Genomic DNA, 15,377 nt, shown 5'->3' with positions numbered 1-15,377 from the left:
TGATCTCCCTACCAAAAGCATAAAGCTAAATTACTATTCAAATCTTTCTGTTTTTTACCCATGGAATCTAAGTCAATAGTAGTGGTGGATGACGAAGCTGATATTCTGGAGCTGCTTAAATATAACTTTGAGAAGGAGGGTGCCAGGGTACAGGTCTTTTCTTCGGGAAATGCTGCATATGCCTATTTAAAGGATCATTTACCTGATTTAATCGTGAGTGACTGGATGATGCCTGACCTGGATGGGCTTGAGCTATATCAGCGATTGGAGAAAGAACCCGGATTCAAAGGCATTCCGTACGTGATATTAACTGCGAGAAGTCTGGAGGAAGAGGTTGTCAAAGCTTTGGAACTGGGGGTTGATGATTGCATTGTAAAACCAGTTAGGATAAAAGAGCTCATTGCCAGGGTCAAAAGACTTGTCCATCGGCAGAAAAAGTCAGGGCTGGAAGATACACATGAAAAAAACACTGCTGCAGGGGATCATTTGCTTAAATACCGCGAGATCGCCATGAACCTGGAGCAGCATAAGGTCTATGTTGATGCCAGCCATATAGATCTGACTTATTCAGAGTTTAAACTACTTCAGCTTCTTATTAGCCGTAAGGGCAAAGTCTACAGCCGAAACCAGATCATAGAAAATTTGAATGGGATGGACTGTGGGGCCACAGAACGATCTGTAGATGTACAGGTAGTTGGTTTAAGGAAAAAGATAGAACCTCTTAGAAGCTACCTTGAAACCGTAAGAGGAATTGGGTATCGTATGAGGTTCTGAACGTGGAAAATCACTTCTATCCAACTATTTACAAAATACCTATAGTTACTTTCTTAGGCTTTGTACTTTTCATGCTATGTATACCCTGTCTCTAGCCTGATCCATTTATTTCTGATGGTTGGTTTAGATTTTATGATACATCTCTGCTGGGGAATCTTTCATGGTATGTGCGCAACAGGGGAGTATCTTCCGGCATTCCGGAGAAAATTGACGACCGACCATTTATTAATCTTTTGCTGGTAGCAAAACCCATGTGACGCTCATCTGACTGCTGAAAACTTCTTAAATCATCCCGCTATGAATAAAAATTTATTCCTGACATTATTGACGACGGCAGCCGTTTTTCTCATCACGTTATCTACGGTGGAGGGGCAGCAGAAAGTAGCTTCAGGCAAAGACAAGAATGTAAAGGCAGATTCAGTATTGGAAGCGTTCAAGGTAGTAGATGCGCAGGTAACAAAAAAAAGCCATCTGTCAACCCAACTAAATGGTACCCGTAGCTGGCTCGCAGGTGATCATCATATTCACAGCCGTTACAGTGCAGCTTACGATAAATCCACTACCCCGCCTACGCCAAGTTTTGATGAACAGCCGTATGCCATCCCCACCAATGCGAAAAAAGCACGGGAGTACGGCCTTTCCTGGATGGTTTCTACCGACCATGGTGGCCCGAACCATTCTAAAATCAATCTGGAACATGCCTATCCCGAATTACTTGAATCCAGGGCTGCCGTGCCTGACCTCATTCAGTTTCATGGCATGGAATTCGATGCACCTGCAGCTGGACATGCCAGTCTGATCATGCCACACTCTGCACATGAACATCAAACCCTGTATGATATAGAACATCGCTTTGCCAGCAGGGACAGCTTTCCACACCATGCTTCAAGAGATACAGAGGCGCGCATGATAGAAGCCTTGCAGTATATGAAGCAAATAGACGTCCCACCCGTACTCATTGCAAACCATCCTTCCCGAGGCGCTACAGCCCCCGGCACCTACTCCCAAAAGGAGCCGCAGGAGCTTAGGAACTGGAACAATACCGCTCCCCAGGTTGCGGTGGGGATGGAAGGCGCACCCGGTCACCAGGCAGGGACCATCAAACCCGATGGCTCCATTGATTCTACTGCTTCGCGTCCCTACAAAAACAACACAATGGGCGGGTACGACCAGATGACTGCTCACCTTGGTGGTTTCTGGGATTCAATGCTGGGTGAGGGCCGCCGCTGGTGGATCACGGCAACCTCCGATTCGCACGAAAACTGGCGGGATGGCGGCAGCGATTTCTGGCCGGGCGAGTATTCTAAAACCTATGTATTCGCAGAAAAAAGCTATGATGATATATTAGATGGAATCCGTCACGGTCGTGTGTTTGTCACCACCGGTGATTTAATATCAGAACTAGAGGTAATGGTAAGTACTGACAAAGGATCTGGGGCATCCATAGGCGGTACGCTACCCATTTCTGGGAGTGCCGACCTTGAAGTGACAATCCGTGTGCTTGATCCGGAAACGCTAAACCATCATGGAGACAATCCGAGCGTGGCACGGGTGGATTTGATCATGGGGGAGGTGACTGGTTCTCTAACAGATCTGAGCAAGGATATAAACCCGACAACAAAAGTAGTAAAGCGGTTCACTGCCAAAGATTGGCGTAAGGAAGGGGGATACCTGATAATGACCTATCAACTTAAGGATTTTCATCACAGCGGTTACCTTCGTGTGCGTGGCACCAGTACCAATGAGCTGGAGCCAAAAGTTGACCATCAGGGAGAGGATCCCTGGGCTGATCTATGGTTTTACTCAAACCCTATTTTTATTGAGGTTGAGTAAATAGGTAGAAAGCTACAGGATGTGCATAATCGAACCGGCTTTTCTTTTGAAGAAATCCACCACTTCATAACAAAGGATGGGCTGTTATCGTCAACCGACAATACAAATGTTTAACTGAATCCGGCTGGTTTTTGAGGCGTCTGCTTGTCTCTGGTATTGGAATATAGTCCTGGCGCATACGTAGTTTGAACATCCCCCCACAATATTTACCGCTTACCAGGAGCAAGTGCTGTTTCTCCCCAAACTAATTTTTATTTCTGGGGAAGTCCTTTCTACTTTGTTGCATATTGTTTTCTGCAGCAGCATGGCTCTACGTTTCCCTTCCCTGGATTACCTGCTTTCGCAAGCCCGGAACTCCTTTTTACGCTATCCCATGAGCATTCTCTCCGCCCTGCTTGGGGTGGTGTGTGCTATTTATCTGATAGAAACGGAAGCGCAGCATTTCAACCGCTTCCCCTACATTAATCTTATGCTGTGTGCCGCCCTGGGCATACCGCTGTACTTTTGTGTAGCTCTTTTGGCAACCCGCCAGCAGTTTGGAAGGGGTGGTAAAATCCTGGCACAGGTGCTGGCAACCCTGCTGTTACTCGTCGTTTACTTTAGCCTGCCGGATGCCGAATCTACTCACAATACTTCGCTGCCCTACATCCGCTACGGCATCTACAATATCATTGTGCATCTGCTGGTTTCTTTTGTGCCTTTTTTATTCGTCAGGCAGCTCAATGGCTTTTGGAACTACAACAAGGCCTTGTTTCTGCGCATTTTAAGCGCGCTTCTGTATTCGGCATTCCTTTTTGCCGGTCTGGCAATGGCCCTTTTAGCTTTGAAGATTTTATTTGATGTAAAGATTGAGGAAGAGCTTTTCGGTGAATTATTCGTGCTAATCATAGGCCTGTTCAATACCTGGTTTTTTGTAGCCGGCGTCCCGCAGGATTTTGAGCAGCTTGAGCAGGATACTGATTACCCCGGCGGCCTAAAGGTGTTCACGCAGTATGTGTTGTTCCCCCTGCTGCTGCTCTACTTACTCATCCTCTACGGCTATGGCCTGAAGATCATCATCAGCTGGGACTGGCCGAAAGGCATTGTTTCCTACCTGATCATGTGTATGTCAGTGCTTGGCATTCTTACCCTGCTGTTGGTGTACCCCTACGCCCTGCAGCCTCAAAATCGCTGGATCAAAAAGGCGGGCAAGGGTTATTACCTGCTCCTGCTCCCATTACTGGTTTTACTGTTCCTGGCCATCGGCATGCGCATTGCCGACTATGGGGTTACCATCAATCGCTACATAATTGTTGCCGTTGGACTGTGGTTAACCTTTACCTGCCTGTACTTCCTTAGCGGACGAGGCAACATCAAGTTTGTGCCGATGTCGCTGGCTGGCCTGCTGATCCTTATTTCGATTGGCCCCTGGAGCATGTTTTCGGTAAGTGAGCAGCACCAGGTGGAACGGCTGGAGGAGATCCTTCGCAGTGGTAACATGCTTTCCGAAGGCCTGATTACACGCGAAGTAACCTGGGTGCAGGACAGTCTGCCCACCACCTTCTATTCCCCGCAGGAGAACCAGAATGAAGGGCTGCTGAATGATTCCCTGCATAACGAAGTAATGTCAATCCTTGATTACCTGGATGACCACCATGGTTTCAGCTCCATCCAACCCTGGTACCGACAGCACCTGGATTCCATGATCACCGTTGCCGATGCAGACACCAGCCAGGGCCGCTGGCACAGGATTGGCGAAGCAGGCGTGTACATGCGCAGCCTGGGGATACCCTACCACTACAAAAGCACGGACAGGAGTGATTTGGAATATTTGCATTACTATTCAACAGCAGGCAGTGTACTGGATACCAGGGGCTACAACCGTGTTGTTTTTCTGGAAGAACTTTACTGGAATATTTACGATGATGTGTTGCTCAAAGGAGCCAGGGAAGGATATGAGAACACGGTAGAAGCAGGTGGACAGCTTTACCAGGTGAAGTATACCCCCAAAGAGCCGGGTTGGCTTACCATCCTTGTCCAGGCAGAGGTAGCACATACAGATACCCTTCGGTTTGCTGTAGCCCCCCTTGTCGAAAAACTTGTCAAAGCTTATCCTACGGATGATGAATCACCTGTTCCGGCTGACAGCATGAGCCTTGGTGTAAGCAAAGGCAACAGGTCATATAAGCTTGTTTTTGACAGAATAGGACTAGTCCGGAAAGCTGACTCCCTCACGCTGGAGCATGCCTATGGAAAGCTGCTGATAAGAGAAGAGGAATAAGCACAAATGAGGTCAATAAGGGGTGTGGTGGCAGCGGGAGGAAAGTTTTTGTAGCTCAACTTTTCCTGTGAATGTTCCAGGTGTAGTAAAATATTCATGTTGACTGCTGATTGTCTAAAGCCAAGGGTTGATGTCCAATTCTCTGGCTGTTCTCTCTTGATAATGCTTTTTTTGATCCCTCGTCTCATTCAGCGCTGGGCTTCAGTCCTGAATACCTATCATACAGGATGAACCGGAAAAGTACTGTGCGACTGCCTCTCTTTATCATGCAGTCTTTTAACTTACACTAAATTTACAATTATCATCCAGGTAATCTATCTATCCTATGAGCCAAGCCCGCATCAGGCAGTTATTACAGCAAAAAGAAGGCTTGCGGCTAGTTTAAGGAAGCTGTTTCTACGCTGCCGGAAAACCTCTTCGAAACCGTATGCGCTTTTCTGAACCGGGCCGGCGGTGATATAGTGCTTGGGGTGAAAGATGAGGGTAGTATTGTAGGTGTGAATGCTGTCCGGGTGGCGCAGCTGCTCAAAGAGATTGCCAACCTTTCCAACAACCCCCAAAAGCTCGACCCGCCCTTTATCCTGCTGCCGCAGGCGGTGGAATGGGAGGGAGAGCAGCTTATCCATATCCAGGTTCCGCAAAGCTCGCAGGTGCATAAAAGCAAAGGAGTGGTATACGACCGTAGCGAAGATGGTGACTACAGGCTCACCAACCATAATGCCATTGCCGAATTGTATACCCGCAAAAGCGCCAGCTATTCCGAGAATACTATTTATCCCTACCTCCGTTTTTCGGATTTCAAACAGGCGCTGTTTCCCAAGGTTCGCAACCTGATCCGTAGCCGGGATTACAACCATCCCTGGCTGGCCCTGAATGATGAGCAGCTCCTCCAGAAGGGGGGACTTTACCGCCGCGATGTACAAAGCGGGCAGGAGGGATACACGCTGGCCGCAGCCCTGCTCCTGGGGCAGGATGAGGTTATTCAAAGCATCCTGCCGCACTACAAAACCGATGCGCTGTTGCGCCGGCAAAACCTGGATCGTTACGACGATCGCCTGTATGTGCAAACTAACCTTATAGATGCCTATGATGCGCTTATGGACTTTATCGCCAAGCACCTGCCCGATAAATTTTTCCTGGAAGGCACTATTCGCATTAGCCTTCGCTCCAAAATATTTCGTGAGGTGGTAGCCAATCTCCTGGTGCACCGTGAGTTTACCAACGGCCATGCCGCCAGGCTCATCATTTACACCGACCGGGTAGAGACCGAAAATGCCAACCGTCCCCACACCTACGGATACCTGCTGCCTGAAAATTTTTCTCCCTTCACCAAGAACCCGGTGATTGCCAAATTCTTTACCCAGCTGGGTCATGTAGACGAGCTGGGCTCCGGGATCTTAAACGTAAACAAATACCTGCCTTATTATGCACCAGGCAAACTTCCCCTCTTCCAGGAAGACGATCTTTTTAAGATCGTGATCCCGCTGGAAGGGGGTGAGGCTGTAAAGGTGGCTGCAATTAGAGGCGCTCATGAGGGAATAGATGAGGGAATAAATGAGGGAATAAATAACAGGCAGTTGGTAGCACTTAAGATAATTATTAATAGTGGTGGGGGAAAAGCAAAAATGCTGGTGGAAGGCTTGGAAGTTACCCGTGCAACAATTGAACGCGATATCGCAAGGCTAAAAGAATTGGACTTAATAACGTATATCGGATCAAAAAAAAGTTGAAAATACATAGCGACAGAAAAAGGCAGGGCACTGATAATGCATTAGCATGTCCCGGCAAATAAGCACTGGATATCCAAAGGATCCCGCTGTGTCCCAATAAAATCAACCCATGAGCAATAACAGTTAGGCGATCGTTTGCAGGGTAGGGAGTTTCTGCAATACCTGGTGCGAGGATGGGGTGGATGACGGCGAAAGTGATGAGGTGCGGTCTTTTGTTAAAATGTTGTTATATTTGTAACTCCCCGATCAGCTGTAGTTAGGTCATGAATAAATTTATTCTGGAACATCCCGGAGCGATCCTTAGGCAGAGACAAATAAGAGATTTTCTGATAAAACCTATGCTGGAAGGATTGAGCTGCTCCAAATGTGATAAAGACACGGTAATTGGAATAGATTATGAGGGTTGCTGCAGGATTCTTTCCTTCTGTTGCCAGGAGTATAAGGATCAGTTGAGACAAATGCTGCAAAATCTTCCAGTGTGTTGTTGCAGGTAGGGATTTGCCACTGGTTTTGGTTTTTAGGAGTGTAAATGTGTCGCGAATCATAGCTTAAATCACTTACAGAGCGCTTCATACCGCACCCCATCCCCGTCACCATCTAGTGTAATTACTCTGCACTCCATCAGGTAATACATTGCCTCTTCGCAGCTGGTCATTTGCCCGCACCTGGTCTCAGTGCCACAGGTAAAGTTTGGTGTGTAGCTTTCACAGCCAACGTCAATATTCACCTTTCTTTTGCCTTTCCTCCATTCCCTAAGTGGTACCTGAGCTGTGCTTGATAGACTCCACAAACTTTTTCAATCTTCCTAGCTTTCTGCTCATCCTGCAAAAGGGTTTGATCTTTCAGGTATTGCCTATAAACCCATACCTTTACCCTTCTGACTGCCTATCAGTAGTCAGAAGGGTAAAGGTATCACCATCGGATATACCAACAACTTTGCCATTATAATCTGCACCTTCTTTAGCCTTGCTTTCTTCCTCCCAGGCACCCTTGACAAAGAGTAAGAAGCTAAGTATCAGGAGCAGGCTTTTTAAAAAATTTTATTTTATTCTTCATCTTCTGGGAGTAATGAAGTTCCTAAGTCATATGGTAGCCTCCTTACAAACATAGGTAAATGTGTAACTATTTTCTCAAACAGGCCAAAGGCAGTAAATAGGTGCTGGCCAAATAGACCTGAAACGTCAGCTGTTTGGCCATAGAGAAAAATATTGATAATTGTTGTGCGACTTCTATTTGCTTATTTTGCTTTCTAAGATAGTGTTGCGGGAAACACCTTGATGATGTAAGCATAATTATGAAGGTGAGGCACAATTCTTTGTATTAACAGTAACCTTCTGTAACACAGTTGCAAGAGGAGCCATGTTCAAGGGGTGAGGATGAAGTTTAAAAGCCTTTAAATGGAATTGAGAAAGCCGGGATCCTTTGTGAAAGGCTGTCTTTTGAGGCGTACGCCCTCAAGGTATTGTTTCCCCTAGAGATGTACCGCCTGGAGCACAATACCCTTCTCTATCTGGAGATTAAAAGGGGGATTACATCGAATCTTCGCTCTTTCCCCACTTCGGGTTCCGTTGCAGGGAGAGCGGCTATAGGTTTTACGTGCAATCCCCATTCAGAAGGGGCTTCTACCGCCAAGTCCATACCATATAATGGTGCACGTGTAAGCAGCTGCAACGATATAGAGAGATTGACACCTTTCTTATAATTCTTTACATGCAAAAGTGGAGAAGAAACTTGAATGGAGCGCAGATGTAAGTTTAATTGTAGCGCTAAACATAAGTAGTGATTTTTCATGTACACATCCATATGTCACAAGGCAGGGTTTCGCCTGCTATTATTGTTTTTCGTTTTGTTTTCAAACATCCAGGTATATGCCATTAGTAGAGCAGCTTGCGATACACTCATCAGATCTGGTATTCAGGCAATGCAGCACCAGGATTATGTTAAAGCCCTTGAACAGTTAGAGGAGGCCAGGTTGCAAGCAGAAACAAACAAATGGCATGAACAGCAGTTTCTGGCCCTTAATAACATAGGGCTTACCTACTATGCTATGTTTGATTATGGAGAAGCCCTGAATTTTTACCTTGAAGCCTATACACTTGCTGTTCGGGAACTGGAGGCGAAGCACGAGATGATTGTTCTGAATAACATAGCAGTGCTCTATTCCAAAGAAAAGAACTTTGTAAAAGCCACTGAGTACTTTGAAAGAGCCTACAAGATTTCCAGGGAAAATGAGGCACATACACAGACCGGTTTTTATGCCATCAACCTGGGAATTGTATGCAATAAAACGGCTAAACTACAACAGGCAAGAGCATTTCTGAAGGAAGCTGTTTCTCTTCTTCAGGAACATCCCAGAACATTACTCGATGCCAGGGGAGCATTGGCTGAAAATTATTTGCTGGAGGAAAATTATGCAGAAGCAGTTAGCCTTGCAAAAATGCTTTTAGCAGAAGCTGAACAACTTGATCATCCTGAAAACAAACTGGAGATGTTGGTATTGCTGGCCAAGGCCTATCTGGCAGAAAACAACTATGAGCAGGCAGTTCTATACGCCAGAAAGGCCTTCCACAGCCACAACAGCCCTGAAAATAGCCTGGCTATTTATGAAGTTCTAGCCAATATTTACCAGAAGAGCAAGGCGTATGATTTAGCCCTACAGGCAAAAGATTCAATCCTGCATCTACAGGCACAGTTAAACCATATCAAGAATGGCCGTGCCTTTGAAAATGCACGTGTTAAATTTGAGTTACAGAATTACCAGCATCAGCTGAGGCTAAACCAGTCACGCCTCCATAACGAGCGAAAGCTTTTTTATTCCCTTATGGCAATCGCCGTTCTGATAGCGGGCTTTATCGGGTGGGGCCTGTATAACCGTTCGGTTAAACACAGGCAAAACAGGACTATTGCTGAAAAAGGCCGGAAAATAGCAGAACTGGAACTGGAGAACCAGAAAAGCCAGAAACTCCTCCTGGAAAAGCAGATAAAGGAACAGGAAGCACTTGCCATGCTGGAGCAGGAGCGGCTCAAAAATGAAATAGAGAGCAGAAACCGCAAACTATCAACCAAAGCCTTGCACCTTTCTGCACGTAATCAACTGATAGAAGAGATTATTGAGGATCTGTCAAAGTCTAAAGAACTGGCAAAGGATATGGATTTACTTAGACATGTGAAAGATTTAAAACAACACCTCAAGCCTGATAAAGAATGGAATAGCTTTGTGACACATTTTGAAGAAGTGAACAGTGGCTTCCTGAATACCCTGAAGGAGAAACACCCCTCCCTTACTGCCAACGACATGCGGTTCATTCCCTACATTTTCATGAACCTAAGCAACAAAGAAATTTCAGCGATGCTCAATATTACCACTGATGCCTGCAGAAAGCGTAAAGAGCGGATAAGTAAAAAAATGGAACTACCTGAAAATGTGGATCTTTACGAATACATTTCAAGGTTCTGAAACATCAGATCACACATTGTCCGGTGTAATGTCACACTTTTTCCGCCTGTGTTTTGCTATGATCCCGCTCTTAATTTGAAGATTTAGTAAAACAAATTTTTATGAAAATGGCAAAATTCTTTACCCTATTACTGGCAGGCCTTTTTTCCCTCATCCTTACATCACATGCGCAATTCAGTTTCGAGGCAACACCTGAACTGGGCAGGCTCTACCATATCACCTATGATAACAAAATAGAAAATAAAGTCTATGCCCTCACGAACTCAAACCAGATCCTGGTATCCAGAGATAATGGAAAGACTTGGGATATACTATATGTTTTTCCCTACAGCGGCGCCAGCATCAGTGACTTGAAAATTGTACCAGGCGATAAAGCGCTCTCTTTTGTTGTAAGCAATTCAAAGGATGCTCCCGATGGAAATCTAAACGGACTTTATTTACTGCACCTGGCCTCCAACCGAATCAGCAAACAGCATGCAGCGCCTAACCTGGCCTTTGATCCTGCAATAGACTCCTATAGCATTTTTGACCATACAGGCAGGCATATCTTGATGCACACCTCCTTTCTTTACGACCTGGTGCTCTACACACAGGTGTTTTACACCACAAATGGAGGTAAGAATTGGAAAGAAGTTTACTTCAATGAAAATTTTGGCCGTACCCACATCAACAATGTTGCTATACACCCGAATAACCCCACTACATTATTTCTTGCCAGATCCCATGGTCCTGAAGACGTAGATGGAGGGCTCCTGATTTCCACCGATGCAGGCAATACCTGGAATGAAAAGTTGAACGGTATTATTTTAAATCCGATAGCTTTTAATCCAGCCAATGCGGATGAGATCATCATTGGTACTGGAATAACCTTTGGCATCCATGAAGAAGCCCTCTACCGCTCCATGGATGGGGGAGAAACCTGGAACAAAGGTGTTGTTAACTGGTCAAACTACATTACCGATAATACAATCGATATTAAGTTTGACCCGAAAGACACTAAAACAGTCTGGGTGCTTGAAGAGAATGAAATTTTGAAAAGTAGAGACGGCGGTGCCACCTGGAACAGTACTGTTTTCCCTGAAAACTCTTCCACTTATTATGGGGGCATAAGCCTCTCCATCAATCCCTATAACAGCAGTCAGGTATTTATCACTTCAGATGTTTACCCGATCTGCGCCCAAAATGCTGGTGAGGATTTTGTGCAGGTGGAGAATCCGTTTTACAATGTTACCAGCCTTGCTGTTGCCGATCATGGCAGTTCTGAAGTAATGTATTATGCCAGCCAGGGAGGCTATCTTGTTAAGAACCTTACTTCGCAAGAAACAAAAGCCTATAACCTGCAGCCGGTTTGGACATTTATGAACAGGAAATATGAGTTTGCACCTGATCCTGCAATACCAGGCAGTGTTTTTGTCTTCACTCCTGGCAATGGCTTTACCTCCGCAGAATTGTATTACAGCGATGATTATGGTGCTACGCTGCATCCTGTGCTGACAGGCTTTGCTTCAGGGTTACAAAAGGTGGTGAAGGTGCCGGGATCGTCAGCAGTTTATTGGGCTTCCCTGCGCCTGGGAGATAGCAGTAGTCTGTATAAAATAGATATAAGTGATAAGGCAAACATCTACTATGAAGAGGTGTGGATTACTGAAGCGCCAGGTGTTATATCAGGCATTAGCTTCTCTAGTACCAACCCTAAAGAAGTATTTGTTTCAAAAGGAAATACAGTATTCAAATCAACCGATGACGGAGTAAGCTGGGAAGCCAGGACTACTGGACTCGAAAGTCTGCATCCGGAAATGGATGTTGTCTGGGACCTGGCTCAAAATCCATTTGATGAAAAGGAGCTGATCATCGCAACCAGCAAGGGCTTGTTTTTAAGTAAAGATGGTGCAGCACATTGGGTGCCAATCCTGGAAGGGTCAGATGCACAAAGGGTGCGTTACTCCCCCCTGATAGAAGGTCAGATTATTGCTGGCACCCATACCGCAGATGGCACAGAACTCAGGCTTTTCTATAGCTTAGACGGGGGTGCTGAGTGGACATCAATAACAACAGCGCAACTAGCCTACACCTGGACGTCTGAAATTGATTTTAGCTTTAGTGAGACAGGCATGGAGGTGTACATGGCGACTAGTCACCTGGGTATTGTAAAATATCCGATCAACATAGCTGCTCCTTCGAAACCAAAGAACAAGCCTGTAAAGCCCAATGCTGCAGCTGTTCTGCAGGCGGAGCATGTTAATCTTTATCCAAACCCTGCCAGTAGTCATATTGAGGTTGATTTAAAAGATCCCGAAACGGAAGTTGAAACCATTAAAATTTATACAATGACAGGCCAGCCAGTGCTTGAAACAAAGCAGGATCAAGTTGACATCTCCCACCTTGACAGGGGGATATACCTGATAAGAACCACTACTTCAAAAGGTGATGTGATTACGCAAAGGTTGATAAAACAGTAAAGGCCTGAAGTGAGGGTTATCACAACCACATCAGGAGGGCCTGCCAAATTTTGTATAGCGATAGAAATGCAGGGACTACCTTATGAGGAAGATAAGAAAAAGCCTTTCTGTGTATTTTACAGCCTTGGACCAGAGGTTTCGATAAGCGACCTTTCGAATTAGATCGTGATTTACCATTAACGGCTGCCAAAGCACTACCTGGCCAAAATTATGTAGGAGGTCAAAGTTGACCTCCTCTTTTTTTGAATATACCTTATTCCTCCCGACCCAAGGTTTCTATACTCTCCCGACAGTTCTCCACACTAGCCTCAGAGTTTTGATTAAACTCATTAGCTAAAGTGCCTGTCCCGGATACCATACACAGGTCTGCCAGACTCTGGCCTTGTAGGTGTTGGCGAAGACAAGAAACTTAGAAGATACGCCAGCGAATACTTCAGTGACCACCCTGATCTGGTGGCGCGCATAGAGGCTAAAGAATGAGAGATTTCCCATGTTGAGGAATTGGTTGAGTTTTACAATAAACATACTTTAAAAAAAATAAGACTAGCTTGTATAAGAGCAGAACTGTCTAGGAAAATGGGCTTATTCAATGATATAAAACTGCCTAACTGCTGTTAAATACTGAAGCTTATTAAACGTAATTCCTATCCCCCCACACGAGAAGCTCGGCTTTTTAGCTGGGCTTTTCCTTTTAACCGCTGAAGGAGATTAATATGCAAAATTGATGCTCAGGAAGCTGCTTCAGCTATAAATGCCGCCGATTAATTAAGGTTCTATATGAGAAGTTAATATTATAACCAAGGAAAAAGAAAGCTCTCCAGGAAGTAGTTCAGTTTATAGCAAGCACACCTCTTATTGAATCCTGTCAACCAGCTAGGGCAATCTTTTATGGTGGTGCTTCATAGACTTTGTTAACAGGAAAAAGGCAATTTAAACATCTGTATGAGGCGCTTTTTTCGATGGATTGATCTTCGTCTAAGCTGAACATCGGGCACTTAAGGATCAACTGTCGATTTAGAAACTAGAGGAAATAACAGACAGCCTGTTCATATGCAGGGCTGCTTTTGATAGCAGTCACCGCTTTTGAGAAAACCTTCATAACAACAAACGTTGTAAGATAATGCTCTATTATAGCTTGTCGGCAGGCCAGAAAGCATTTACCTTCGATGCTCCTGACAGGGCCTGTCAAAGAGCAGCTGCGCAGCTCTTTGTGCACATCAGCCTATTTGAGAACATACCAGGAACAAACACTAAGATTTAATATCAATATGGGGATTTTCGATTTCTTTAGAGGCAGGCATGCGGACAAAACAGGTGTAGCGGCTCCTCCTAAAAAGGATCAGAACCACTTTCTGACAAATGCAGAGGACTTTGGCTTTGCTAAAATCGAGCTGGGGATAACAGGAAAAGTGCGGGTGGACGGGATTATTGCAATCACTGAGTTTCAGAAGCAAGCGGAAAGTCGTAAGCAGAGCTTTCGTTATTCGGTGATGTATGTATCGCTTCTGGAAGAAGGCGCACTCACGGTACCCGTGGTGCTGAACATCGGGCAGGAAGCTTACACTCTGTATTTCATATACAATGAAGAAGACCTGCTTAAATACAAAGATCTTCAGAATCAGGTAGGCAGGACCAAGTACCCTAACCTGATTTACTTCAGCGCCATTCCGATCTATGAAGGTTACCAGCCCAAGAAGATCATTGAGCCCTTTCAACTAGCCGACCTGCGGGTGGAAAAAGACGCTAAACTATCAGGTGAGTATGCCATGTGGTGGAAGGGAGCGGAGGAGCAGTTCTCCCAATCTGAAACCTGCGATTTATTGAAGAAACTGTACGAGGTTTTCAGGGGCTATGAAACGTATCTGCTGGGCTACCTGATCAGGCAAACCAGGATCAGGGAGGAGCAGGAGCTGACAAGAATGAAGCTGCCGGAAGCCCCTGCTACTTTTATCCTGCATGGCCCGGAAGACCAGAAAATCGTGCTGGAGGTTTCGCAGGAAAAAGGAATCCGGTTTTTCTTCCCGATGAAGGAAGTGAATAAGGACTACAGAGACAGGTTCCTTAAGGGGGTACTCGTTGATTTCCTGTCCACCAGGATCTATCTGGAACAGCACAATGCTGCTCAGGATGAGGTACAGGACCCCAACAGCTACGACTGGTTTACCTTTATGGCACTTATGATTGCCCAGAAGGAAGCGGAAGGAGAAAGTATCGAAGTTATCGGTGGATTCAATCTGGCAGGCTAAAAGACATTCTTTTGAAGATCTTAGTGATCTTGAACCTGCTACATTTGAGTGGACAGAGAGTTAAGCCAAAACCATTAACTTAACACTCATGTCAAAGCAGAGAAGACAGTATGATAGGGAGTTCAAACAGATGGCTGCCGCCGCGGCCCGGTTGAACTTAGCCTGCAAAGAGACGATATCTCCAAGCTTGCCGAAGAATTGGGTATCACTGCCGATCTAATTTATAAATGGAGAAGAGAGTACAAAGCTCACCCCCAGAAGAGTTTCCCTGGTAATGACAGGCCTAAACAGACTCCCGAAGAGGCAGAAATAGCAAGGTTGAAGAAACAGCTTCGGGATGTGGAAATGGAGCGGGACATCTTAAAAAAGGCCACGGCCGCCGCCGCGGTAAGCATCTTCTCCAGGGGAGACGGGAAATCTACAGGTTCATAAGCACCTACAGCTTCAGATTTCCTGTTGAGAGGATGTGCAAGGTGTTTAAAGTGAGCAAAACGGGGCCGCCCTTTAGATTAGTGCTTGAGAATATTATAGGGAAAGTCCTATTTTAGGAGAGAGAAAAAGAGCCCGGGTGAACTATGGGGCCGCCTTTGTTTTTAGCAGATTCAAGGCCGGAATTAG

General features: G+C 45.5%; 10 protein-coding genes and 1 pseudogene. 8 read left to right on the top strand and 3 right to left on the bottom strand.

The features are described from left to right. Window positions 1–60: 60 nt before the first annotated feature. The 4 genes and pseudogenes from KWJ01_RS03180 to KWJ01_RS03165 all read left to right on the top strand — a co-directional run. A complete protein-coding gene (locus KWJ01_RS03180) occupies window positions 61–774 on the top strand; it encodes a response regulator transcription factor (RefSeq protein ID WP_224994934.1) in 714 nt (237 codons plus the stop codon). Window positions 775–1,071: 297 nt separating this feature from the next. Next, on the top strand, window positions 1,072–2,607 hold the full coding sequence (locus KWJ01_RS03175; RefSeq protein WP_224994933.1) for a hypothetical protein: 1,536 nt from the start codon (window positions 1,072–1,074) through the stop codon (window positions 2,605–2,607). A 304-nt stretch (window positions 2,608–2,911) separates the two neighbouring features. Continuing rightward, window positions 2,912–4,867, top strand: coding sequence for a DUF4153 domain-containing protein (locus KWJ01_RS03170; protein ID WP_224994932.1), 1,956 nt, complete (start codon window positions 2,912–2,914; stop codon window positions 4,865–4,867). A gap of 392 nt (window positions 4,868–5,259) precedes the next feature. Beyond that, window positions 5,260–6,597: pseudogene (locus tag KWJ01_RS03165) on the top strand (RNA-binding domain-containing protein); the annotation flags it as partial. Window positions 6,598–6,812: 215 nt separating this feature from the next. Here KWJ01_RS03165 and KWJ01_RS03160 read toward each other — a convergent pair. Together KWJ01_RS03160 and KWJ01_RS28245 are read right to left on the bottom strand one after the other, a co-directional pair. Then, window positions 6,813–7,142: a hypothetical protein gene (locus tag KWJ01_RS03160; RefSeq protein ID WP_224994930.1), complete on the bottom strand. Its 330-nt coding sequence runs from the start codon at window positions 7,140–7,142 to the stop codon at window positions 6,813–6,815. A gap of 8 nt (window positions 7,143–7,150) precedes the next feature. Beyond that, entirely contained in the window at window positions 7,151–7,324 is a 174-nt protein-coding gene (locus KWJ01_RS28245) for an excalibur calcium-binding domain-containing protein (RefSeq protein WP_370634643.1), read from the bottom strand. A gap of 1,119 nt (window positions 7,325–8,443) precedes the next feature. Between KWJ01_RS28245 and KWJ01_RS03150 the strand changes: the two genes are divergently transcribed. Both KWJ01_RS03150 and KWJ01_RS03145 read left to right on the top strand, forming a co-directional pair. Beyond that, window positions 8,444–10,054: a tetratricopeptide repeat protein gene (locus KWJ01_RS03150; protein ID WP_224994928.1), complete on the top strand. Its 1,611-nt coding sequence runs from the start codon at window positions 8,444–8,446 to the stop codon at window positions 10,052–10,054. 101 nt (window positions 10,055–10,155) lie between these two features. Further along, complete coding sequence (locus KWJ01_RS03145; RefSeq protein ID WP_224994926.1) at window positions 10,156–12,513, top strand: T9SS type A sorting domain-containing protein; 2,358 nt, start codon at window positions 10,156–10,158, stop codon at window positions 12,511–12,513. 333 nt (window positions 12,514–12,846) lie between these two features. On the opposite strand, the gene KWJ01_RS03140 is transcribed toward KWJ01_RS03145, so the two are convergent. Further along, window positions 12,847–13,005, bottom strand: coding sequence for a hypothetical protein (locus KWJ01_RS03140; protein WP_224994925.1), 159 nt, complete (start codon window positions 13,003–13,005; stop codon window positions 12,847–12,849). 776 nt (window positions 13,006–13,781) lie between these two features. Here KWJ01_RS03140 and KWJ01_RS03135 point away from each other — a divergent pair. Together KWJ01_RS03135 and KWJ01_RS03130 are read left to right on the top strand one after the other, a co-directional pair. Then, window positions 13,782–14,759: a hypothetical protein gene (locus KWJ01_RS03135; RefSeq protein WP_224994924.1), complete on the top strand. Its 978-nt coding sequence runs from the start codon at window positions 13,782–13,784 to the stop codon at window positions 14,757–14,759. Window positions 14,760–14,921: 162 nt separating this feature from the next. Next, window positions 14,922–15,191, top strand: coding sequence for a transposase (locus tag KWJ01_RS03130; protein WP_224994969.1), 270 nt, complete (start codon window positions 14,922–14,924; stop codon window positions 15,189–15,191). Window positions 15,192–15,377 lie beyond the last annotated feature (186 nt).

Source organism: Cesiribacter sp. SM1, from assembly GCF_020178975.1.
Lineage (GTDB): Bacteria > Bacteroidota > Bacteroidia > Cytophagales > Cyclobacteriaceae > Cesiribacter.
Note: the sequence above shows the minus strand (reverse complement) of the source record. Positions and strands in the feature narration are given on the sequence as shown.